Annotated in this window: 21 protein-coding genes; 11 read left to right on the top strand and 10 right to left on the bottom strand. The window is 66.7% G+C overall.

The window, feature by feature from the left end:
- Window positions 1–4: 4 nt before the first annotated feature.
- Window positions 5–1,276 (bottom strand): heavy-metal-associated domain-containing protein, encoded by a 1,272-nt coding sequence (locus E2E30_RS06055; protein ID WP_133188167.1) that lies wholly within the window; start codon window positions 1,274–1,276, stop codon window positions 5–7.
- Window positions 1,277–1,338: 62 nt separating this feature from the next.
- On the opposite strand from E2E30_RS06055, the gene purM reads away from it, so the two are divergent.
- The 4 genes from purM to E2E30_RS06035 all read left to right on the top strand — a co-directional run bounded on the left by purM (window position 1,339) and on the right by E2E30_RS06035 (window position 4,138).
- Window positions 1,339–2,448 (top strand): phosphoribosylformylglycinamidine cyclo-ligase, encoded by a 1,110-nt coding sequence (gene purM, locus E2E30_RS06050; protein ID WP_133188165.1) that lies wholly within the window; start codon window positions 1,339–1,341, stop codon window positions 2,446–2,448.
- 165 nt (window positions 2,449–2,613) lie between these two features.
- The gene (gene purN / locus E2E30_RS06045) at window positions 2,614–3,123 is read left to right on the top strand and encodes a phosphoribosylglycinamide formyltransferase (protein WP_133191951.1); all 510 of its coding nucleotides are present in this window, start codon (window positions 2,614–2,616) and stop codon (window positions 3,121–3,123) included.
- Window positions 3,120–3,497 (top strand): MmcQ/YjbR family DNA-binding protein, encoded by a 378-nt coding sequence (locus E2E30_RS06040; RefSeq protein WP_133188163.1) that lies wholly within the window; start codon window positions 3,120–3,122, stop codon window positions 3,495–3,497. Before purN ends, E2E30_RS06040 begins: the two co-directional genes overlap by 4 nt.
- Window positions 3,494–4,138 carry a hypothetical protein gene (locus tag E2E30_RS06035; RefSeq protein WP_133188161.1) on the top strand — a complete coding sequence of 215 codons (645 nt, stop codon included), beginning with the start codon at window positions 3,494–3,496 and terminating at the stop codon, window positions 4,136–4,138. Before E2E30_RS06040 ends, E2E30_RS06035 begins: the two co-directional genes overlap by 4 nt.
- Before the next feature lie 18 nt (window positions 4,139–4,156).
- Here E2E30_RS06035 and E2E30_RS06030 read toward each other — a convergent pair whose 3' ends face one another.
- The 4 genes from E2E30_RS06030 to E2E30_RS06015 all read right to left on the bottom strand — a co-directional run bounded on the left by E2E30_RS06030 (window position 4,157) and on the right by E2E30_RS06015 (window position 7,193).
- Entirely contained in the window at window positions 4,157–4,678 is a 522-nt protein-coding gene (locus E2E30_RS06030; RefSeq protein WP_133188159.1) for a GNAT family N-acetyltransferase, read from the bottom strand.
- On the bottom strand, window positions 4,678–5,100 hold the full coding sequence (gene ndk, locus E2E30_RS06025) for a nucleoside-diphosphate kinase (RefSeq protein WP_133188157.1): 423 nt from the start codon (window positions 5,098–5,100) through the stop codon (window positions 4,678–4,680). The genes E2E30_RS06030 and ndk overlap by 1 nt, the downstream gene beginning before the upstream one ends.
- Window positions 5,101–5,177: 77 nt before the next feature.
- Window positions 5,178–5,618, bottom strand: coding sequence for a DNA polymerase III subunit chi (locus E2E30_RS06020; protein WP_133188155.1), 441 nt, complete (start codon window positions 5,616–5,618; stop codon window positions 5,178–5,180).
- Between the two features lie 99 nt (window positions 5,619–5,717).
- Window positions 5,718–7,193, bottom strand: a complete 1,476-nt coding sequence (locus E2E30_RS06015; protein WP_133188153.1) for a leucyl aminopeptidase — start codon at window positions 7,191–7,193, stop codon at window positions 5,718–5,720.
- A 210-nt stretch (window positions 7,194–7,403) separates the two neighbouring features.
- Here E2E30_RS06015 and E2E30_RS06010 point away from each other — a divergent pair, with 210 nt between their 5' ends.
- The 4 genes from E2E30_RS06010 (at window position 7,404) to rsmA (ending at window position 12,987) form a co-directional block, all read left to right on the top strand.
- Window positions 7,404–9,641, top strand: a complete 2,238-nt coding sequence (locus E2E30_RS06010; protein ID WP_133188151.1) for an LPS-assembly protein LptD — start codon at window positions 7,404–7,406, stop codon at window positions 9,639–9,641.
- A gap of 112 nt (window positions 9,642–9,753) precedes the next feature.
- Window positions 9,754–11,157, top strand: coding sequence for a peptidylprolyl isomerase (locus E2E30_RS06005; protein ID WP_133188149.1), 1,404 nt, complete (start codon window positions 9,754–9,756; stop codon window positions 11,155–11,157).
- A gap of 16 nt (window positions 11,158–11,173) precedes the next feature.
- Window positions 11,174–12,169, top strand: a complete 996-nt coding sequence (gene pdxA / locus E2E30_RS06000; RefSeq protein WP_133188147.1) for a 4-hydroxythreonine-4-phosphate dehydrogenase PdxA — start codon at window positions 11,174–11,176, stop codon at window positions 12,167–12,169.
- Window positions 12,166–12,987, top strand: coding sequence for a 16S rRNA (adenine(1518)-N(6)/adenine(1519)-N(6))-dimethyltransferase RsmA (gene rsmA / locus E2E30_RS05995; RefSeq protein ID WP_133188145.1), 822 nt, complete (start codon window positions 12,166–12,168; stop codon window positions 12,985–12,987). Before pdxA ends, rsmA begins: the two co-directional genes overlap by 4 nt.
- 91 nt (window positions 12,988–13,078) lie before the next feature.
- On the opposite strand, the gene E2E30_RS05990 is transcribed toward rsmA, so the two are convergent.
- From E2E30_RS05990 to guaB, 3 genes are all read right to left on the bottom strand, one after another.
- The gene (locus E2E30_RS05990; RefSeq protein ID WP_206365650.1) at window positions 13,079–13,585 is read right to left on the bottom strand and encodes a tetratricopeptide repeat protein; all 507 of its coding nucleotides are present in this window, start codon (window positions 13,583–13,585) and stop codon (window positions 13,079–13,081) included.
- Between the two features lie 34 nt (window positions 13,586–13,619).
- Window positions 13,620–14,792, bottom strand: coding sequence for an RsmB/NOP family class I SAM-dependent RNA methyltransferase (locus E2E30_RS05985; protein ID WP_133188141.1), 1,173 nt, complete (start codon window positions 14,790–14,792; stop codon window positions 13,620–13,622).
- A 142-nt stretch (window positions 14,793–14,934) separates the two neighbouring features.
- Entirely contained in the window at window positions 14,935–16,392 is a 1,458-nt protein-coding gene (guaB, locus tag E2E30_RS05980; protein WP_133188139.1) for an IMP dehydrogenase, read from the bottom strand.
- 599 nt (window positions 16,393–16,991) lie between these two features.
- On the opposite strand from guaB, the gene E2E30_RS05975 reads away from it, so the two are divergent.
- The 3 genes from E2E30_RS05975 (at window position 16,992) to E2E30_RS05965 (ending at window position 18,978) form a co-directional block, all read left to right on the top strand.
- Window positions 16,992–17,453, top strand: a complete 462-nt coding sequence (locus E2E30_RS05975; RefSeq protein WP_133188137.1) for a hypothetical protein — start codon at window positions 16,992–16,994, stop codon at window positions 17,451–17,453.
- 98 nt (window positions 17,454–17,551) lie between these two features.
- Window positions 17,552–18,532 carry an SPFH domain-containing protein gene (locus E2E30_RS05970; RefSeq protein WP_133188135.1) on the top strand — a complete coding sequence of 327 codons (981 nt, stop codon included), beginning with the start codon at window positions 17,552–17,554 and terminating at the stop codon, window positions 18,530–18,532.
- Window positions 18,532–18,978 carry an NfeD family protein gene (locus E2E30_RS05965; RefSeq protein WP_133191950.1) on the top strand — a complete coding sequence of 149 codons (447 nt, stop codon included), beginning with the start codon at window positions 18,532–18,534 and terminating at the stop codon, window positions 18,976–18,978. Before E2E30_RS05970 ends, E2E30_RS05965 begins: the two co-directional genes overlap by 1 nt.
- A gap of 310 nt (window positions 18,979–19,288) precedes the next feature.
- On the opposite strand, the gene E2E30_RS05960 is transcribed toward E2E30_RS05965, so the two are convergent.
- Window positions 19,289–19,933: a hypothetical protein gene (locus E2E30_RS05960; protein WP_133188133.1), complete on the bottom strand. Its 645-nt coding sequence runs from the start codon at window positions 19,931–19,933 to the stop codon at window positions 19,289–19,291.
- Window positions 19,934–20,020: 87 nt separating this feature from the next.
- Window positions 20,021–20,335: a hypothetical protein gene (locus E2E30_RS05955; RefSeq protein WP_133188131.1), complete on the bottom strand. Its 315-nt coding sequence runs from the start codon at window positions 20,333–20,335 to the stop codon at window positions 20,021–20,023.
- Window positions 20,336–20,375: the final 40 nt, after the last annotated feature.

Raw genomic sequence — 20,375 nt, 5'->3', positions numbered from 1 at the left:
CAGATCACCCCGTCGGCGAATCGGTAGGGGTGGGCTGGCTCCCCTGCCCCGCCGAACCGCCGCGGCGGATGCGGAGGGTCGATCCACTCGCGCTCACGCTCCAACCGCGTGATTCGAGCGCGGCGCGCAATACCGCCGGATCGGCGTCATATGCGACGCGCAGCACCGACACGCCGCCGATCGCGAGACTCGTGGTGATCGCCGAGCGAACGCCAGGGATCGCCTGAAGCGCACTCTCGGTTCCCGTGACCGAGCCGGCGGTGGGCGTGTCGACCTGGACCGTGATCGTAACGCCGCTCTTGGTCGCGGCGGGGCCCGGCAAGCCATCGATCCCGAGATCGATCGGGACGACTTCGGTTGGCGTGGCGACCGGCGTCGGCGTGGCGACGGGCGTGACATAGGCGAGGCCGGAATCGCCGCTGAGCCCGCCGCCGCGCAACGCGGCCTGATAGGCTTCGTCGATCCGCTTGACGCCCGCGTCGAGCAAAACAGCGAGTGCGTCGGCGCGGTCGACGCGCAGCGTGAATTGCGTGACGAGCCGATTGTCGGGGCCATGCCGCGCCTCGAACACGCCGATGATCGGCCCGCCGGGCCATTCGCGACGCAGCGTGACCTTGGGCACGAGCACATCGGTCGCGCCATATTGATCGAGCACGACGCGCCACCAGCCACGACCCGGACGTTCGGTCTGGCCGAGGTTGAGCAATAGCGCGTCGGCGCCGGTGCCGGTCGGGCGGACATAATCGACCGCGCTGTTGCCGGTGCGATAGCGGCTCCACGCGTCCTGCCAGGCGGTCTTCTGTTCGAAGCCGGTGGCGACCCCGCCGCTCACTTCGATCGGAATCGTCAGCATCGGCGACGAGCGCGACGCCTCGGCCGAAACGCCGAGGATCGACCCGGCACGCGCCCGGCTGAAGAGCACGCCGAGCTTGGCGACGTAGCGGTTGGGGCCGATCTGTTCGTTCTCGACGACAATCCCCGACACCATCGCGTCGAGCGTACCGTCGGGCAGCGTGCCCCCGCCCCTGCCCATCCGGCGCGACAGCATGTCCCAACCTTTACGCTGCGCGATCCGCCACCCGGCATAGCGCGCGGCTTCGGCGCTCTTGCCGGTGACGTCGATTTGAATGCCGCTCACTTCATAACTGCCCGAGCTGTCGGCGGCGGCGACACCTTGATCGGGATCGTCGACTTGCGCGAGCACCAGCCCACCCGACGCGGTCAGGGCGAGCGCCGCAGCGAACTTTACGGTCGTGGAAAGGCGGCGGATCGTCATGTCGGCGCCCTTTTGGCGAAGGAGGCGTGGAAATCCAAGCAGGATATGGCTAGGCGGGCACGATGAGCGAAACGAACCCGGACACCGAGTCCTACACCTATGCCCAAGCGGGCGTCTCGATTGCCGCTGGCAATGCGCTGGTGCGCGCGATCGCACCGCTCGCCAAGGCGACGCGTCGGCCGGGTGCCGATGCGGAACTTGGCGGCTTTGGCGGTCTGTTCGATCTCAAGGCGGCGGGGTTCGTCGATCCCCTGCTCGTCGCGGCGAATGACGGCGTCGGGACCAAGCTCAAGCTCGCGATCGAGCACAATGCGCATGACGGGGTCGGGATTGATCTCGTCGCGATGTGTGCGAACGATCTGATCGTCCAGGGTGCCGAGCCGCTCTTCTTCCTCGATTATTATGCGACCGCCAAGATCGACCCCGCGGTCGCCGAGCGCGTGATCGCCTCGATCGCCGAGGGCTGTCGCCAGGCGGGCTGCGCACTGATCGGTGGTGAAACGGCCGAGATGCCCGGGATGTACGCCGCCGACGATTATGATCTCGCAGGCTTCTGCGTTGGGGCGGTAGAGCGCGATCGCGTGCTGACCGGCGCTGCGATCGCGCCGGGCGACGTCGTGTTGGGGCTCGCCTCGGCTGGTGTGCATTCGAACGGCTTTTCGCTCGTCCGCCGCCTTGCCGCCGACAAGGGGTGGAAGCTCGACCGGCCGGCGCTGTTCGATGCGGACGTCTTGCTGATCGATGCGTTGATGGCGCCGACGCGGATTTACGTGAAGGCGCTGCTGCCATTGCTGGCGGAGAAGCGGATCAAGGGTCTCGCGCACATCACCGGCGGCGGCTTGCTCGAGAACATCCCGCGCGTGCTGCCCGACGGCACGCATGCGAAGATCGACGCCGATGCCTGGGCGCAGCCGCGGCTGATGGCGTTCCTCCAGGCGCAGGGCAATATCGAGCCCGAGGAAATGGCGCGGACCTTCAATTGCGGGATCGGGATGGTCGCTGTGGTGGCCGCGGACGAGGTCGCGGCGGTGACCGCCGGGCTCGAGGCCGCGGGCGAGACGGTGTTCGCGATCGGGACGATCGAGGCTGGCGTGCGCGGGTGCACGGTTTCGGGCTCGATCGAGACGTGGGGCGGTCGTGCCGATTGGACTGCGACGCATAACCATGGGTGAACGTCGTCTTCCCCCCTCCCGCTTGCGGGAGGGGTCGGGGGTGGGCGCGCGCTATCACCGGCAGCTACCGTCGATTCCGGGTGCCCACCCCCAGCCCCTCCCGCAAACGGGAGGGGGGCAGTGAGCGTCAAGGTCGGCATTCTGCTCTCGGGGCGTGGCTCCAATATGATGGCGCTGGTCGAGGCCGCGCAGGACTATCACGTCGCGCTCGTCGCATCGGACAAGCCCGACGCCGCCGGCATCGCCTGGGCGCGCGAGCGTGGCCTCGCCACCTTCACGCAATCGCCCAAGGGCATCCCGAAGGCCGACTATGAAGCCTCGATCGACGCCGCGCTTGTCGAAGCTGGCGTCGAGATCATCGCGCTCGCCGGCTACATGCGCCTGCTCTCCGACGGCTTCGTCGCGCGCTGGGCGGGCCGGATCATCAACATCCACCCTTCGCTCCTGCCCAAGTACAAAGGCCTCGATACCCACGCCCGTGCGATCGAAGCGGGCGATGCGGTTGCTGGCTGCTCGGTCCATATCGTCACCGAGGAACTCGACGGCGGCGCAGTGCTTGGTCAGGCCGAGGTCGCGATCCTGCCCGGTGACACCCCCGACAGCCTCGCCGCGCGCGTGCTCGAGGCCGAGCATCGCCTTTACCCCCAGGTTCTGGCAGAGTTCGTAAGACGATGAGCCCCGATCCCGAATCCGCCCTCGCCAAGGTCCGCGCACTGGCGCTGGCCTTGCCCGAAACCACAGAGCGCCCGTCGCACGGGGCACCCGGCTTCCTGATCGCCGATGGCAAGTTCTTCGCCTATTTCTGGCATGATCATCACGGCGACGGCGAAACCGTCGTGATCGTCAAGACCACCGGGGTCGACGAGCAGGCGATGCTGATCGAAGCCGATCCCGAGACCTATTTCCGCCCGGCCTATCTCGGCGCATCTGGCTGGGTCGCGATGCGGCTCGATCGTGACGACACCGATTGGGACCGCGTCGGCGACCGGATCGCGATCAGCTGGGAATTGGCCGCGCCACGGCGCTTGCTCGAAGCGGGTGGACGGTGAGCGACCAGCCGCGCGATCCCGAACTGCAAGTCGCCGCGACCGAGGCGGTCGCCAAGGCCGAAGCTGCGGCGACGCGGCGGCGTTGGATCAACCTCGGCGAATTCATCGCGGTCGCCGGGTTGCTCATTGCGGGCGGCAGCCTGTACCTCAACTGGGCCGATCACCGCGCAGACGAAGCCGACAAGCAGGTCGCCTCGATCAAGGCAGCGCGCGAGCAATCACGCTTCGACATCCGCGCGGCGCCAGCCTCGAACGGCACCGCGTTGCTGCTCGCGCACGACGACCGCCATGCGATCCGCGACGCGACCGTTACCTTCCCGACCGCGCTCGGCGTCGGCACCAAGGATACCGTTGCCGATACGATCGATCGCGGTTGGTTCGACCATGCCTTGCTGAAAGCGACCGATGGCGGGCCCGATAAGAAGACCGGGCGACTGCCAGTGCTGATCGCGCTGACCTATTGGGATGGCGACACGCCGCGCAGCACGCGTGGCATCTACGATATCGGGTGGAAGACCGAGGGCGGGTTTCCGTTCGGACGGTCGGTCAAGCTCGAAAGCCTGCGGCTCCACGAACTCGGCGGGACGCAGAAGCGGCTCGATGCGGTCTGGGCGGGTCAGCAGCCGAAGACCAACGACTGACGCCGTTACGGCCGGGGTTCAAAGACCGCGCGCGTAAACCGGGTCGACATGCACCTCGCCGCCGACGACGAAGTCGCGGCTGCCGATGACGCTAAATCCATTGCGTTCGTAAAAGGCACGGGCGCGGGCATTCTGATCCCATACGCCGAGCAACACACGCTTGGCGCCAACCAGGACAGCATCGGCGATCGCCTGCGCCATCAGCGCGGCACCGGTGCCGCTGCCATAGGCCTGTCGCAGCGTGTAGATCCGGCGCAGCTCGATATCGCCGGGCTGCAGCGCAATCGGAAAGTCGGGCGCGGTCAGCACGGCATAGCCGATCGGCGCAAACCCGGGCTCGATCTCCGCGACGGTCACAACCGTCGCGGGATCGGCGAGCCATTTGGCGAACACCGCCGCGCTATTGTTCTTGAGACAATGCGCGACGAGATCGGCGCCGGCGAGCGACGGCGCATAGGTGTCGAGGAACGCCGCGTTGGCGACTAGCGAGAGCAGGTCGGCATCCGCCGGCCCTGCCCGTCGCACGCGCCACTTTGGCATCAGCCGACGATTTCTTCGGGCTTGAAGAAATAGGCAATCTCGATCTCAGCATTCTCGTCCGAATCCGAACCGTGCACGGTGTTGGCTTCGATCGACTCGGCGAGCTCCTTGCGGATCGTGCCGGCCTCGGCGTTCGCCGGGTTGGTTGCGCCCATGATGTCGCGATTGCGCTGCATGGCGTTCTCGCCCTCGAGTACCTGGACGACGACCGGGCCCGAGATCATGAAGCTGACGAGCTCGCCGAAGAACGGACGCTCCTTGTGGACCGCGTAGAAGCCTTCGGCCTGCTCGCGGGTCATTTGGATGCGCTTCGAGGCGATGACGCGAAGGCCTGCTTCCTCGAGCATCTTGGTGACGGCACCGGTGATGTTGCGACGCGTCGCGTCGGGCTTGATGATCGAAAAAGTGCGGTTCGCGGCCATGACCGTGAAGCTCCTGTGTTTGAAAGGCGTTTGGAAAGTCGCGCTCCCCTAGTCGGGCGCCCGGTCGGATGCAAGCCTCAGGCGGCTTGCTCCCACCGGCCGCTGTCATTCTGTTTCCAGTAGCGGCGCTCGATCCCGGAGCGATCGGCGAGCGCTTTCCACGCGGCGCGCGCTTGGGTGATGCGCTCCTCGTCGAAGAAGTGGAAGGCGCGGTCGAAGCCGAGCGCTTCCTCGCGCCACACGCCGTCAGCGAGCGCGATGTTGCGCGCGGCATTGGCGGCGGCGGGGCGGTCGGTGATGAGGATCGGCTGGGCGGCGTCGCTCTCGCCGTCGGCTTGTGCGTGGGGTAAGAAGCTGTCGGGGGCATAGGTCCACAGCAGGCGGTCGAGCGCGCCGCGCTGATCGGCGCTTTCGGCGACGATCAGCAGGCGGCCGCCGGTCTCGACGACGCGCTCGGCGATACGCGGGAGCACGCGTTCCAGCGGTTGCGCGGTGAGGTGGTAGAAGTCGACTTGCATGTTTCTCCCCCTACCTTGCCTTCTTGCTCAGGCGGACCGCAAGCGTTCCAGGTCGTTCCCTCCCCTAGCCCTCCCGCAAGCGGGAGGGGGAATTGCGGCTTATGCTTCGAAGTTATCCGCGACGAACCGGTCGAGCAGACGCACGCCGTACCCGGTCGCGCCCTTGTCGTAGTTCGGGCCGGCCTTGTCGGACCACACCATCCCGGCGATGTCGAGATGCGCCCATTTCACGCCCGGATCGACGAAGCGCTGGATGAACTGCGCGGCAGTGATCGACCCCGCCCCGCGCGGACCGACGTTCTTCATGTCGGCGATCGGCGAGTCGATCAACTTGTTGTACGCCTCGCCCAGCGGGAAGCGCCACAGCAAGTCGCCCGACGCCTTGCCCGCCGCGAGCAGCTGATCGGCGAGCGAGTCATCATTGGCGAAGATGCCGCCATGCTCCGAGCCGAGGCTGATGATCATCGCGCCAGTGAGCGTTGCAAGATCGACGATCGTCTTTGGGCGATGCGTGCGCTGCACCCAAGTGACCGCGTCGCACAGCACCAGACGCCCCTCAGCATCGGTGTTGAGGATCTCGATCGTCTGCCCCGACATCGAGGTGAGCACGTCACCGGGACGGATCGCATCGCCATCGGGCATGTTCTCGACGAGGCCGCACACGCCGATCACATTGGCCTTGGCCTTGCGCCCGGCGATCGCCTTCATCGCGCCGACGACCGCGCCAGCACCACCCATGTCCCACTTCATGTCTTCCATGCCGGGCCCCGGCTTGAGCGAAATGCCCCCGGTGTCGAAAGTGACGCCCTTGCCGACCAGTGCCAGCTCGGGATCACCGACGCCTGCCCCGCTCCATTTCAGTGCGAGCAGCCGCGCGTCCTTGGCCGAACCCTGCGACACGCCGAGCAATGCGCCCATGCCGAGCTCGCGCATCTCGTCCTCGCCAAGCACGGTGACTTCGAGCCCAAGACCCTCGACCTCGGCCAGCACCTTGGCGACGAAGGTTTCGGGATAGATGACGTTTGGCGGCTCGGCGACGAGCGTGCGCGTCAGCTCGAGGCCCTCGGTCAGCGCCTTCTGCTTACTCCACGCGGCATCGGTCGCTTCGGGCGCGCCGTGCAGGACGATCGAGGTCAGTGTCGGCTTCGATTTTTCGGGGAGTTTGGTGCGATAGACGTCGTGACGCCACCCGCGCTGCGCTGCCGCTCCGGCAAAGCGTGCGACCGCGTTCGGGGTGGCGCCCGTTCCGGTGAAATCGACGCTCGCGCTCGTGACGCCCGAGGTGAGCAAGCGAGCGGTCAGCGCACCGCCGGCGCGCTCATAGTCGGGCTCGCTGCCCGCGCCCGTGCCGAGCAGCAACACGCGCCGCACCCCGCCGGCACCGTCGGTAACGAAGGTCTCGACGACGCTCGCCGCCTCGCCCTCGAAGCGGCTCGCGCGGGCCGCGGCCTTGACGAGATCGAGCGCCGCCGCGTCGACGAGCGTAGTCGCGAGCCGGGCAAGCCCGTCCTTCTCGACGGGAAAGGCGATCGCCGCGGCGGACGCCGGCGCGGCGCTGGAAAGTTCGATGTGCATGAAAGCCTCGATGTGGTCTGGTCGTCGAATGAGTCGAATGTCTCTAGGACAGCCAGACGCTGCTGGCAAAGGATCGACCCCAGGAAATCGCCGGGGGAATTCGCCGCAGCACGATTGCAGCGAGGCAAGGTCGATGCGATAGGGCGGGATCGACCAGCGGCATCCGGCGACAGATCGGGCGCTTTCTCGCATCAGGGTGTTAGTTCCGACGTGAAGCGTGCCTCCTTTCTCGCCAGCTGTGTGTTTCCGCTCGTCTGGGCGGCCGCGCCCGCCTTCGCGCAGAATCTGCAGACGCGGACCGTCCCTCCCCCGCCGCCCGCGACGACGCCGAGCACGGGCGAGGACCAAGTCCAGTTCAACGCCACGACGCTGGAATATGACAGCAAGGGCGACATGGTTACCGCCAAGGGCGACGTGCGAATGTACCGCGCCGGCAATCGGTTGCGCGCCGATACGGTGGTATGGGACCGCAAGACCGGCAAGGTCCACGCGGACGGCAATGTCGCGGTGGTCAACCCCGGCGGCGACACCGCCTATGGCGATTCGATCGAGCTGACCGATGCGCTCAAGGACGGCATGGTCGACAACATGCTGCTCGTGCTCGAAAAGGGTGGACGACTGGCTGCACGCAAGGGAACGCGCTCGCTCGACGAGACCGTCGTGCTCGAGGATGCCGCCTACACGCCGTGCGGTGTGACCGATTCGAACAATTGCCCCAAGGAACCGTCGTGGAAGATCACCGCGGTGCGCGTGATCTATCGGCCCGATCGACGCCGGATCTATTACAAGGGCGCGCGAATCAATTTGTTCGGCCTGCCGACGATTCCGTTGCCCGCTTTCTCGAATGCGATCGGCGACGGCAACGACAACGGCCTGCTCGCGCCCGACCTGCGCTACAGCCGTACCAACGGCTTCGAATTCGCGCAGCCCTACCATTTCGCGCTCGGGCCGAACCAAGGGCTTACGGTCACGCCGCGGATCTTCAGCGCCGTGCTGCCGATGCTCAAGGCCGAATATAGCGCGCTCAACACGCTCGGCGCGTACCGCATCGCGGGCTATGTCACCGCGAGCCCGCGCAGCACCGATTTGCTGACCCCGACCCCTGCAGGCACGCCGAATTCGTTCCGCGGCTATCTCGACGGGGTTGCGCGTTTCCAGCTGACCACCGATTGGACGCTCAGCGGTTCCTTGCGCCTGACCACCGACCCGACGTTCCTGCGACGCTATGACATCTCGACCGACGACCGGCTGCGCAGCACCGTGAAGCTTGAGCATATAGACCGGAGCAGCTATTTTTCGGTCGCCGGTTGGTACGTCCAGACGCTCCGCGTCGGCGACCGCCAGGCGCTCCAACCGATCGCGCTGCCTGAGATTGATTATCGCAAGCGGATTCCCGACAGTCTGCTCGGCGGCGTTCTCACCTTCCAGCTCAACACGCTCGGGATCGAGCGCCCGGCGGGCCAGGACACGCAGCGCGCGTTTGCTAGCGCGCAATGGGAATTGCGCAAGCTGACGCCCTGGGGTCAGGAGGTGACCTTCACCGCGCTCGGCCGCGGCGACCTCTACCGTACCAGCGATATCCTCGCGACGAGCGTGGCAAACTATCGCGGCGAATCGGGCGTCAGCGGCCGCCTGATCGGCGCGTTTGCTATCGACGTGAAGTGGCCGTTCATCGGGGCGTTCCTCGGCGGCACGCAGCGCCTCACCCCGCGCGTGCAAATCGTCGGGTCGCCACAGGCTGGTACCACGACGGTTCCGAACGAGGATTCGCGTTCGGTCGATCTCGAGGATACGAACCTCTTTTCGCTCAACCGTTTTCCCGGCCATGACCGCTTCGAGGATTCGGCGCGGGTGACTTACGGGCTTGACTGGGCGGTCGACCTGCCGGGCTTCTCGTTCACGACCAATATCGGGCAGAGCTATCGCCTCAACAGCCGTCCGACCCTGTTTCCCGACGGTACCGGCCTTTCGGGACGCGTATCGGACATCGTCGGGCGGACCGAACTGCGCTTCCATGACTGGGTTTCGGTGATCCACCGCTACCGGCTCGACCAAGGCGACCTCGCGGTCCGCCGCAACGAGCTCGATGCGACCGTCGGTTCGCGCAGCACCTATTTCCTCGTCGGATATTTGCGGCTCAACCGCAACATCGATCGGACGCTGGAGGATCTGCGCGATCGCGAGGAATTGCGGGTCGGCTCGCGCGTACAGATTTCGCGCTTCTGGTCCGTGTTCGGCTCGACGGTGATCGATCTGACCAATCGTGACGAAGATCCGTTGTCGCTCGCCGACGGGTTCGACCCCGTACGGCACCGGCTCGGCGTGCAGTATGAGGATGATTGCCTCAAGCTCGGGGTTACCTGGAAACGGGATTATCAGACCACCGGCGACGTCAAGGCGGGCAATGGCTTCTTGTTGACGCTGGCGTTCAAAAACCTTGGCCGCTAAGCACTGGTTCAGACGGATCGGCGCAGGACCGCGTCCAACGGTTCGGGCCCGGGCCTAGGGCGCGAAGGTTTGGGCTGATCGGGCACGCTGTGCGGGATGGGATTTTGATTACGTGAAGACTGATACAGCAAAGCCGACCCGACTGGGTCGCAGCTTCGGATTTGGCGCAGCGATCATCGCGCTGCTGGCCGCGAGCGGGGGCTCGATCGCGCAGACTGCACCGGCGCCAGCGGGGCCCGAGGCGGCGGCGTCCGACCAAGCCGGCGTGACCGCGCTCGATCTGCCGAAGAACCCGACGATCTTCGGCAAGGTCGATCCGACGATCCGCAAGCCGACCGCGATCGTCAACGGTGCTGTGATCACCGGGACCGATATCGACCAGCGCGTTGCGCTTTTGCTCGCCGCACGCGACCTCAAGCTGTCGGCGCAGGAAATGGCGCAGTACAAGCTCGTCATCGTTCGCCAGCTGATCGACGAAACGCTCGAGATCCAGCAGGCAAAGAGTGCCGACGTCAAAATTGGTCCCGACGAGATCAACAAGAGCTACGACACGGTCGCCCGCAACTTCGGCAAGACGCCAACCGAAATGCGCGCGTATCTGCGGACGATCGGATCGGCCGACCGTTCGCTCAAGCGCCAGATCGAGGCTGAACTGTCGTGGAACCGCTATCTTCGCCGCAAAGTCGACGTCAACGTCGGTGACGAAGAGGTCAATGCGATCATCGACAAGATCAAAAAGCAGCAGGGCTCGACCGAATATCACGTTCGCGAAATCTATCTGAAGGCCGATGCCGACCGTGCGCCCGAGGTGTTCGCGCAAGCGCAGCAAATGATGCAGTCGATCCAGAAGCGCGACAAGGGCGAGGATACGTTCGGCTATTACGCCCGCCTGTCCGACGCCACGACGCGTGCGACCGGCGGCGATCTCGACTGGTTGAGCGAGCAGCAATTGTCGCAGCTTCCGGCGGCGCTGGTGGAGGCGATCAAGTCGATGACGCCCGAGCATCTCGCCGGGCCGATCGAGGTGCCGGGTGGTTTCTCAATCATCTATCTGGTCGATACGCGCAAGATCGGCGTCGCCGATCCGCTCGATGCGCGCCTGACGCTCAAGCAGGTCAGCGAGCGCTTCCCCGAGGGGATCACGCAGGAACAGGCCAACGCCCGCGTCGCCGAGTTCGCCAAGCTCAGCTCGACGATCAAGGGCTGCGGCGAGGTTGCCAAGGTTGCGGCAACGCTCGGCGCGGATGTGGTCGACAACGATTCGGTGCGGATCAAGGATTTGCCGGTCGCGCTGCGCGAGATCATGCTCAAGCTGCAGGTCGGCGAATCGACGCCGCCGTTCGGCTCGGCCAAGGATGGCATCCGTTCGCTCGTGTTGTGCGGTCGTGACGAAGCGGTTGCAAACATTCCGGGAATCGAACAAGTTCGCAGCACGATGGAAAATCAACGCGTTAACTTGCGTGCGAACCAGTTGCTCCGCGATTTGCGGCGTGACGCGATCGTCGAATATCGCTGACCTGGAGGATACCACGATGGTCGCGCCGCTCGCCATATCGATGGGGGATCCGGCGGGCATCGGCCCCGAGGTGATCGCAAAAGCGTGGGCGCGTCGCGTTGAAGCCGGCCTCCCGGCATTCTTCGCGACGGGCGACGCGCGAGCGATCGCAGCGGTGTGGGATGGTCCGGTCACGATCATCGCGCATCCCGAAGCGGCCAATCGCGTCTTCGAGACCGCTTTGCCGGTGCTGACGGTAGAGGACGGCGGTGAGATCGTGCCGGGCTCGCCCGATGTCGAGGGCGCGCGCTGTGCCTTGCGGGCGCTCGAGCTTGCCGCCGGTCTCGTCCGCTCGGGTGCCGCGCGGGCGCTCGTCACCGGGCCGGTGTCGAAGAGCCAGCTCTACCAGATTGGCTTCAATTATCCCGGCCAGACCGAGTTCGTCGCCGAACGCTGCGGCATTGCCGGTGAGAATGCGGTGATGATGCTGGCCGGCCCCGATCTGCGCGTCGTGCCAATCACGACACACGTGCCGCTGGCCGCGGTGAGTGGGCTGTTGTCGATCGAGCTGATCGTCGCCAAGGGCCGTGCGACCGCGCGCGGCTTGGCGCGCAATTTCGGGATCCTCAACCCGCGCATCGCCTTTGCCGGGTTCAACCCACATGCCGGCGAGAGCGGCGCGATCGGGCGCGAGGAGATCGAGCTGATCGCGCCTGCGGTCGCGGCGCTGCGCGACGACGGGATCGACGCGATCGGACCGTTCGCGGCCGACACGCTGTTCCACCCGCGGGCGCGTGCTGGCTATGACGCCGTGCTGTGCTGCTATCACGATCAGGCGCTCGTGCCGATCAAGACGCTCTATTTCGACGAGGGCGTCAATATCACGCTCGGCCTGCCGATTGTGCGGACGTCGCCCGATCACGGCACCGCGTTCGACATAGCCGGGAAGGACCGCGCCGAGCCCGGTGCGACGATCGCCGCGATCCGTCTCGCTGGTGAAGCCGCCGACCGCCGCGCTGCCGCCGACGCGTGACCAAGCCAGAACTGCCGCCGCTGCGCGAGGTAATCGCGCGCCATGGCCTCAACGCAAGCAAGGCGCTGGGGCAGAACTTTCTGCTCGACGCGCAGTTGCTGGCGCGGATCGCACGCATTCCAGGCGACCTGACCGATGCCGAAGTGCTCGAGATCGGCCCGGGGCCGGGCGGGCTGACGCGGGCGCTGCTCGGCGCGGGGGCCCGCGTGACGGCGATCGAGCGCGACCACCGCTGCATCCCCGCGCTCGCCGAACTGGGCGAGGCGTTTCCCGGCAAGCTGCGCGTAATCGAGGGCGATGCGCTCGAGATCGACGGCGCCGGCCTGTTCGAGGGCAAGCCGCATATCGCCTCGAACCTGCCCTATAACATCGGCACGGCGTTGCTGGTGCGCTGGCTGTCGGCCGACTGGGCGCCGTGGTGGCAGAGCCTGACGCTGATGTTCCAGCGCGAGGTTGCCGAACGGATCGTCGCGCCGACCGATGGCGAAGCGTATGGGCGACTGGCGGTGCTGGCACAGTGGCGGAGCAAGGCGACGCTGGCGATGCCGGTGCACCGGTCGGCCTTCACCCCGCCGCCCAAGGTGATGTCGGCGGTGGTGCATATCGTGCCTGCTGAGGCGCCCGACGGCGTGCGCTTCGCGACGCTCGAGCGGCTGACGGCAGCGGCGTTCGGGCAGCGGCGCAAGATGCTGCGGCAGAGCTTGAAGGGCGTGCCGGGTGCGCTTGCGGCGCTCGACGCGGTTGGGATCGAGGCGACGCGGCGGGCGGAGACGGTGAGCGTTGCGGAGTTTGTCGCGCTGGCGAGGGCGCTTTCCTGACAGCGTCGCCCCGGCGGAGGCCGGGGCCGCTCGGTTCGTCGCGCGGCGCTCTGCTACATCCAGCGGCCCCGGCCTTCGCCGGGGCGACGGATTAGTCGGCTTTGGGGAGGGCTGCCGGTACCGTCGCGGCAGCCGTAACGATCGGCGGGCCCTTGGCGATCGATGCCGTCAGCACGGCAATTTCGGGGCACGCGCGCTTGGCGCAGACCAGCTTGACCTTCGCCAGATTCTCGCGCGCGCGGATGACCGCACCCTTGGCGACGAGCGCTTCGCCCTGCCCGCTCAGCGCGGCGACATCGTTGGGATCGAGCGACAGCGCCTCGCGGTAGAGGCGGATCGCCTTGCCCGGCAGGCCGCGCGTCTTGGCGACTTCGGCGAGCCGCACGAACGCGCCACGGTTGCGCGGATCGACCGCGACCGCGCTCTCGAACAGATCGGTCGCCGCGTCGAGATTACCCGCCGCCTGCTGCGCCTGCCCCTTGGCGAGCAGCGCCAGCGAGCGCGCATCGACCGCGTCCTCGGGCCGCTGACCCTGGACCGCGGTCGCAACGGTAACCAGCGTCAGCGCGGCAGCGACGGCGACGGACGTGTAACGCATGAGATACTCCAGCTTCGACACGGCCACAGGGCTATCACGGCGCGATGAGGCGCGCGACAAAAAAGCCGTCGGTCGCGTCATGCGCTGGCGTCAGGCGGACGCCGGGGCCATGCTTGCGCCCGACCGGGAGTTTGAGCGGCTGCGCCTTCCAGCCGGGGTTGGCGGTGAGGAAGTCGGCGACCTGGCCTGCCCCTTCTTCGTCGAGCAGCGAGCAGACGATGTACACCAGCGCGCCGCCCGGCTTGACGAGATTGGCGCCGACTTCGAGCACGTGCTTCTGCGTCTTGACCAGCCGCTCGATCCGGTCGGGCGTGAGCCGCCAGCGCGCCTCGGGGTTGCGGCGCCAGGTGCCGGTGCCCGAGCACGGCGCATCGATCAGCACGCAATCGGCGCTGTGGAGCCAATCGTCGAGCATCTCGACCTCGCGGCCCGGATTGAGCAGGCGCGTCTCGATGATCCCCGAGCGTGCGCGTTCAGCGCGAGGGGCCATGCGCGAAAGGCGCATGCGATCGGTGTCGGTCGCGAGCACTTCGCCCTGCCCTTCCATCACCGCGGCGAGCGCGAGCGTCTTGCCGCCGGCTCCAGCGCATAGGTCGACGATCCGCTGGCCGGGCTTGGCCTTGGCAGCGAGCGTGACGAACTGGCTGCCGGCGTCCTGCACCTCGATCGCGCCGTGATTGTAGGCGGGGAGGTTTTCGACCTGCGTGCCCGACGGGAGGCGCAGGCCGTCGGGCAGGCCGGCGATCGGCTCGGCGCCCTCGATGTCGATCTCTTCGACGATCATGCGGTTGATGCGCGCGTCGAGCGGGGCGCGGCTGATGAGCGCTTCGAACTCTTCATAGCCGAGGTCGGACGAATGCAGGCGGTCGATGATCCACGTCGGCGCGACGCCCGAGGGGGCGGCGGTCTCGTGCTTGCCGATCGGCGCGGGGCCGTGGCCGACGCCGTCGAAGGTCGCGGCGACCTCTGGGTCGGCTTCAGCGACGGCGAGCATCGCGGCGCGGCCCGAGGCTGGGCGCTCGCCGGCTGCGCGGATCGCTGCGTAGACGAGCTCGCGGACGGCGCGGCGGTCCTTGCTGCCGGCGTAGCGGCGCGTGCTGAAGTAGCGCGCGATCAGCGTGTCGGCGGCGGCGCCGCTGTCGCGCGCGCCAGCGATGATCTGGTCGAGCAGCTCGATCGCGGCCTGGGTGCGGGCGGATGGGGTCATATCAAAATTCCAGTCGTCGTCATGCCGGACTTGATCCGGCATCCATGCGGTTTGCTCGCCTCATGCGCCACGTCTCGTCTCGGACGGCGCGCATGGACCCCGGATCAAGTCCGGGGTGACGAAATACGTCTTGCCCGCGCGCTCAGCGCGTGGGGTAGTTCGGGGCTTCGCGCGTGATGTCGACGTCGTGGACGTGGCTTTCCTTGAGGCCGGCACCGGTGATCTGGACGAAGCGCGCGCGCGCCTGCAAGTCGTCGAGCGTCGCCGAACCCGTATAGCCCATCGCCGCGCGGATGCCGCCGACGAGCTGGTGGATCACGTCCTTGGCGGGCCCCTTGAAGGCGACCTGGCCTTCGATCCCCTCGGGGACGAGCTTCATCTGGTCCTTGATGTCGCCCTGAAAATAGCGGTCGGCCGAGCCGCGGCCCATCGCGCCGACCGAGCCCATGCCGCGATACGATTTGTACGCGCGGCCCTGGAACAGGAAGGTCTCGCCCGGCGCTTCCTCGGTGCCCGCGAGCAGCGAGCCGATCATGCACGCCGACGCGCCCGCCGCGAGCGCCTTGGCGAGATCGCCCGAGGTGCGCAGGCCCCCGTCGGCGATGACGGGCACGCCGTGCTTCTGGCCGATCTCGGCGCAGTCCATCACGGCGGTCAGCTGCGGCACGCCGACGCCGGCGACGACGCGCGTGGTGCAGATCGAGCCCGGGCCGATGCCGACCTTGATGCCGTCGGCCCCGGCGTCGATCAGCGCGCGGGTCGCCTCGGCGGTGGCGACGTTGCCGGCAATGACCTGGACCGAATTGCTGAGCTTCTTCACCCGCTCGACCGCGCGCGCGACGTCGCGATTGTGGCCGTGCGCGGTGTCGATCACCACCAGGTCGAGCTCGGCATCGACCAACGCCTCGGTCCGCGCGAAGCCCTTGTCGCCGACCGTGGTCGCGGCAGCCACGCGCAGGCGGCCGGCATCGTCCTTGGTCGCGTTGGGATAGGTGACCGCCTTCTCGATATCCTTGACGGTGATCAGGCCGACGCAACGATATTTGTCGTCGACGACGATCAGTTTCTCGATCCGGCGCTGGTGGAGCAGGCGGCGCGCCTCTTCCTTGCCGACGCCGGTCGAGACGGTCGCAAGGTTCTCGTGCGTCATCAGCTCGGAGACGGGCTGTTGCGCGTTCTCGGCGAAGCGCGTGTCACGGTTGGTGAGGATCCCTACAAGCGTGCCGTCGGCCTCGACCACTGGGATGCCGCTGATCTTGTGGCGCAGCATCAGCGCCTGCGCTTCGGCGAGCGTCGCGGACGGGGCGATCGTGATCGGGTTGACGACCATGCCGCTCTCGAAGCGCTTGACCGCACGGACCGCGGCGACCTGCTCGGGGATCTCCATGTTGCGGTGGAGCACGCCGATACCACCCAATTGCGCCATGACGATCGCCATGTCGGCCTCGGTCACGGTGTCCATCGCCGAGGAGAGGATCGGGATATCGAGCGAGATGCCGCGAGTGACGCGCGTCGCGGTGTTGGTCTGGCTGGGCACGATGTCCGATTCAGCCGGCACGAGCAGGACATCGTCGAAGGTGAGGCCGAGGCGAATGTCCATGAAGATGCCGTTTCCTGCTGCCCCGGGGAGGTCGGGTGGGTGCGAGTCGTGGCGGTCCATGTAAACAACGGCCGCGCGGGGCGCTAGGGGGGCGGTTTGGGATGTGGCGGGTGGGGTGCTGCAGACGGGGGCGCGGCGGAAAGTCGCACGAGAGTCGCACCATCGCGGGTTGATCAAAGCCCCTCCCCTGAAGGGGAGGGGCAAGAAGAAGAAGTTGAACCCTGTGCGACGAACCGTGCCTCGGTTGACTCGATTGACCCCAAGACGTGATGTTTCCTTTTCCGATCGTTTCCGCTCCTGCGCCAATACGGAATGCGGGTGACCTCCCTTTTCGTTCCGCCGCCCGGCGCAGGCCAAGCGAAGGTGTCGCACAGGCGCGAGGATAATAAGCCAGACCGTTCAAACAGCGGATAAGAACATAGCACGAACGTAGCTTGTAGGGAAGACTAAACGGAGCCTTCCGCGAGAATAGCCAACCAACGCTGCATAGCGGTTTGCGGTCCGAGCCGCGTGGTGTCACTATCGCGCCATCAACTCCTGATACGAACAGTGTTCCCGCATCGATCGCGACCTGAATATTTCATATCCGAGGAAACGACATGAAAACGTTGGCGATCACGATGCTCCTCTTGCTCGTTCCTGCATCTTCTTCTGCGGCGGGATCGTCCGCGGGCATGCCGAAACCAATTTTCAGTTGCGGGATCGGCACCAAGCGCGTGTCGGTCAACTTGGTGGGCAGTCAGCTGGTCTATCATTACGGCATGCAGCAAAAAGAGGAGATGTCGATCATCGGCGACCGGCAAAGCGGCAATGTCTTCTGGCTGACACAGCGGATGGCGGGGGTCGAATACCAGCTGCGTTTCAAGAGCGGTGTCTATAGTTACATCGTCTATACCGTCGAAGGAAATGCGATGTCTGGCGCGAGGCCTGCAGCGGGCCTTGTCGTCATGCAGGGCACAAAGACGATTTCGGACAAGAAATGCGCGAAATATGCCGAGTTCCAGCCGAACTTTGATTTCTCTTCGCTGCCGGAAGACTCTCCGGAGTATTCCGCGATGTAACGCGGGCTTGCACAGCAGCCCCCCTACCCCCGCACCCCCAATCTGCTAAAACCCAACAATCGCGCCCGCCCCTTCCGCGGTCGCGCAAGGGGAACCCCATGCCACTCATCATCGCCGGCCTGCTCGTTATCCTCGTCCTGCTCTACCTCATGCTCGGCATGAAGGTCGTCCGCCAAGGCTATCAGTACACGATCGAACGCTTCGGCAAGTTCACCGCGGTCGCGAAACCCGGGCTCACCTTCATCGTGCCGCTGTTCGACCGGGTCGGGCGCAAGGTGAACATGATGGAGCAAGTGCTCGACATTCCGGGGCAGGAGATCATCACCAAGGACAATGCGATGGTCGCGGTCGACGGCGTGGTGTTCTTCCAAGTGCTCGATGCGGCCAAGGCGGCGTATGAGGTGAGCGACCTGTATCTCGCGATCATGCAGCTCGCGACGACGAACCTGCGCACCGTGATGGGCTCGATGGATCTCGACGAGACGCTGTCTAAGCGCGACGAGATCAACACGCGGCTGCTGATGGTGGTCGATCATGCGACCGAGAGCTGGGGCGTCAAGATCACGCGCGTCGAGCTGAAGGACATCCGCCCGCCCGCCGACATCGTCAACGCGATGACGCGCCAGATGAAGGCCGAGCGCGAGAAGCGCGCGACCATTCTCGAGTCCGAAGCGGCCCGCCAGAATGCGATCAACCGCGCCGAAGGGCAGAAACAGTCGCAGATCCTCGAGGCCGAAGGGCGCCGCGAGTCGGCGTTCCGCGACGCCGAGGCGCGCGAGCGCGCGGCCGAGGCCGAAGCGGCGGCGACCAAGGCGGTGTCGGATGCGATCGAGGGCGGCAGCGTCCAGGCGATCAACTATTTCATCGCGCAGAAATATGTCGAGGCGATCGGCAAGTTCGCGACCTCGCCCAATGCCAAGACGATCCTCTTCCCGGTCGAGGCGACGCAGCTGATGGGGACGCTCGGCGGGATCGGCGAGCTGGCGCGCGAGGCGATCGTCGGGTCGCCGTCGGCCTCGCCGGTGGTCAAGCCGCGGCCGCGGCCGGGTCCATTCGAAGCGGAGGAGCCCGCGGCATGATGCTGTTCGGGGTCGTGTGGAGCCTCGGCGCGCTGTGGCTGGCGGCGGCGCTCGCGCTCGTCATCGCCGAGATGCTCGTGCCGGGCTTCTTCCTGGTGTTCCTCGGCGCGGGTGCGGTCGGGACCGGGCTGCTCGTGCTGATCGTGCCGGGGGTGCCGATCGTGCTGCAGGCGTTGGTCTTCGCCGGGCTGACCGCAGGCGCGGTGGCGATCGGGTGGCGCTGGTATCGCGGGCTCGACACGACGCGGGCCGACCCGGCGCTCAACGATCGCGCGGCGCGGTTGATCGGCCGGCGCGTGCTGGTGTGCGAGGCGATCGTCGATGGCGAGGGCCGTGTTACGGTGGGCGACGGGGCTTGGACCGCCATCGGGCCCGATGCGGCGGTTGGCGCCAGCGTGCGGATCGTTGGGGCGGATGGGAGCGTGTTGCGGGTCGAGCTGGGCTGAGCTGACTTTGCTTGGTGCGATTTTCGGGCGCGCGAAGAAGAAGGATGGTTCGCGCGGAGGCGCGGAGGCGCGCGCGAGGGATCGGCGTTCCGCTCATCGATCGGTCGTGCCCGCGAGCGTCACACTCCCTCACCGCTTCGTCATCCCCGCGAAAGCGGGGATCCCGCTGCTTGCTGGCGCGCGAAACAGAAGCGGGATCCTCGCTTTCGCGAGGATGACGGTGGGGGTGTGAGGAGGCGCGATTTCGCTAACTGGGTTACGGGGGTATGGTCGGCCGGGGTCGTAACCCTCGGTATGACGCCGCATGGCGCTACCGCCCGGCGTTGACGCGGTCGATCGTCGGGCGGTCGAACGCCTGGTCCTTGTAACGGCCATTGGCGTCGACCCAGTGCAGGAAGAGATGCGCCGACCAGGCATTGGGGTCGGGCTCGAGCCGGCCGTGGCGGTGGTGGACGCCCTGGTAGAGCACGCCGTCGCCCGGCTGCATCGCGACCGATCCGAACGCGGTCTCGCCGAAATCCGCGCGCACCACCGGCTGCGGGACGGGATCGGCGACGGTCGCGACCGACAGCGGCCACGGCGTTTCGTCGCCATAGGCGATCGTCAGCGAGACGCTGTGCTCGCACGCCGGGCGATCGGTGTGGATGCGGCACACGTCGCCGCGCTGATAGAGCCGGAAATAGGCGTAGGTCGGGAGCAACGCGCAGCCGGTTGCCTGCGCGATCCGCGGGGTTAGCCCCCACAGAAAGGTCAGCATCGGCGGATATTGCAGCGCGTAGATCTCGATCGCGTCCTTGGTCAGCAACGGTCCGCGCGCGGTGAAGCGACGCATCGAGGCGTTGGTGAGCCCCAGATCCTGGCGCATCCGATCGTAGAACGCGTTGAGCACCGCCGGCGGAAACAGGCCGGGGAGCGCGGCATAGCCGTTCGCGCGATACTCGTCGGTTTCGTTCATCTCCAGACGCTTAGCCAATCGCGAGCGGCGATTGAAGCGCAAAGCGGATCGGCCACGCGGCGGCGCGACGCGACCGATCCGAAGAGCTCATTTCTTTCCGAAGAAACCCTCGGCCAAGCCACCGAGCTGGCCGAGCACCCCGCCCTGCCCGGCGAGCTGGCTCGCAAAGCCGGCAAGCGCGCCCTCCCCGCCGAGATGCGCGAGGATCTGTTGGAGCGTGTCGGTCGGCAGGCCGGTGGTCTCGGCTGCGGTCGCGACGGTGTCGCCAGGTGCGGCATGCGCCTGGCCGAGCGCGGCGACCGCCGATTCGATCTGCTCGGGGGTCAGGCCGATCTTCTCGGCGAGGTTCTTCACGTCGACGTTTTGGGTGACTTGGCCGAGCAGGCCGTCGAGCATTCCCATGGGTGCATCCTTGATCGTCAATTTGCGAGACGCACAGCGT

This window comes from Sphingomonas sp. AAP5, from assembly GCF_004354345.1.
GTDB classification, from domain to species: Bacteria; Pseudomonadota; Alphaproteobacteria; order Sphingomonadales; family Sphingomonadaceae; genus Sphingomonas; species Sphingomonas glacialis.
Note: the sequence above shows the minus strand (reverse complement) of the source record. Positions and strands in the feature narration are given on the sequence as shown.

Bases quoted from the DNA above. Each gene is read 5' to 3' on its own strand.
- pdxA (WP_133188147.1), top strand. From the start codon at position 11,174: ATGGTCGCGCCGCTCGCCATATCGATGGGGGATCCGGCGGGCATCGGC.
- E2E30_RS06040 (WP_133188163.1), top strand. From the start codon at position 3,120: ATGAGCCCCGATCCCGAATCCGCCCTCGCCAAGGTCCGCGCACTGGCG.
- E2E30_RS05990 (WP_206365650.1), bottom strand. From the start codon at position 13,585: ATGCGTTACACGTCCGTCGCCGTCGCTGCCGCGCTGACGCTGGTTACC.
- ndk (WP_133188157.1), bottom strand. From the start codon at position 5,100: ATGGCCGCGAACCGCACTTTTTCGATCATCAAGCCCGACGCGACGCGT.
- E2E30_RS05975 (WP_133188137.1), top strand. From the start codon at position 16,992: ATGAAAACGTTGGCGATCACGATGCTCCTCTTGCTCGTTCCTGCATCT.
- E2E30_RS05985 (WP_133188141.1), bottom strand. From the start codon at position 14,792: ATGACCCCATCCGCCCGCACCCAGGCCGCGATCGAGCTGCTCGACCAG.
- E2E30_RS06015 (WP_133188153.1), bottom strand. From the start codon at position 7,193: ATGCACATCGAACTTTCCAGCGCCGCGCCGGCGTCCGCCGCGGCGATC.
- E2E30_RS06055 (WP_133188167.1), bottom strand. From the start codon at position 1,276: ATGACGATCCGCCGCCTTTCCACGACCGTAAAGTTCGCTGCGGCGCTC.
- E2E30_RS06030 (WP_133188159.1), bottom strand. From the start codon at position 4,678: ATGCCAAAGTGGCGCGTGCGACGGGCAGGGCCGGCGGATGCCGACCTG.
- E2E30_RS05960 (WP_133188133.1), bottom strand. From the start codon at position 19,933: ATGAACGAAACCGACGAGTATCGCGCGAACGGCTATGCCGCGCTCCCC.
- purN (WP_133191951.1), top strand. From the start codon at position 2,614: ATGATGGCGCTGGTCGAGGCCGCGCAGGACTATCACGTCGCGCTCGTC.
- E2E30_RS05965 (WP_133191950.1), top strand. From the start codon at position 18,532: ATGCTGTTCGGGGTCGTGTGGAGCCTCGGCGCGCTGTGGCTGGCGGCG.
- guaB (WP_133188139.1), bottom strand. From the start codon at position 16,392: ATGGACATTCGCCTCGGCCTCACCTTCGACGATGTCCTGCTCGTGCCG.
- E2E30_RS05970 (WP_133188135.1), top strand. From the start codon at position 17,552: ATGCCACTCATCATCGCCGGCCTGCTCGTTATCCTCGTCCTGCTCTAC.
- E2E30_RS05955 (WP_133188131.1), bottom strand. From the start codon at position 20,335: ATGGGAATGCTCGACGGCCTGCTCGGCCAAGTCACCCAAAACGTCGAC.
- E2E30_RS06020 (WP_133188155.1), bottom strand. From the start codon at position 5,618: ATGCAAGTCGACTTCTACCACCTCACCGCGCAACCGCTGGAACGCGTG.
- purM (WP_133188165.1), top strand. From the start codon at position 1,339: ATGAGCGAAACGAACCCGGACACCGAGTCCTACACCTATGCCCAAGCG.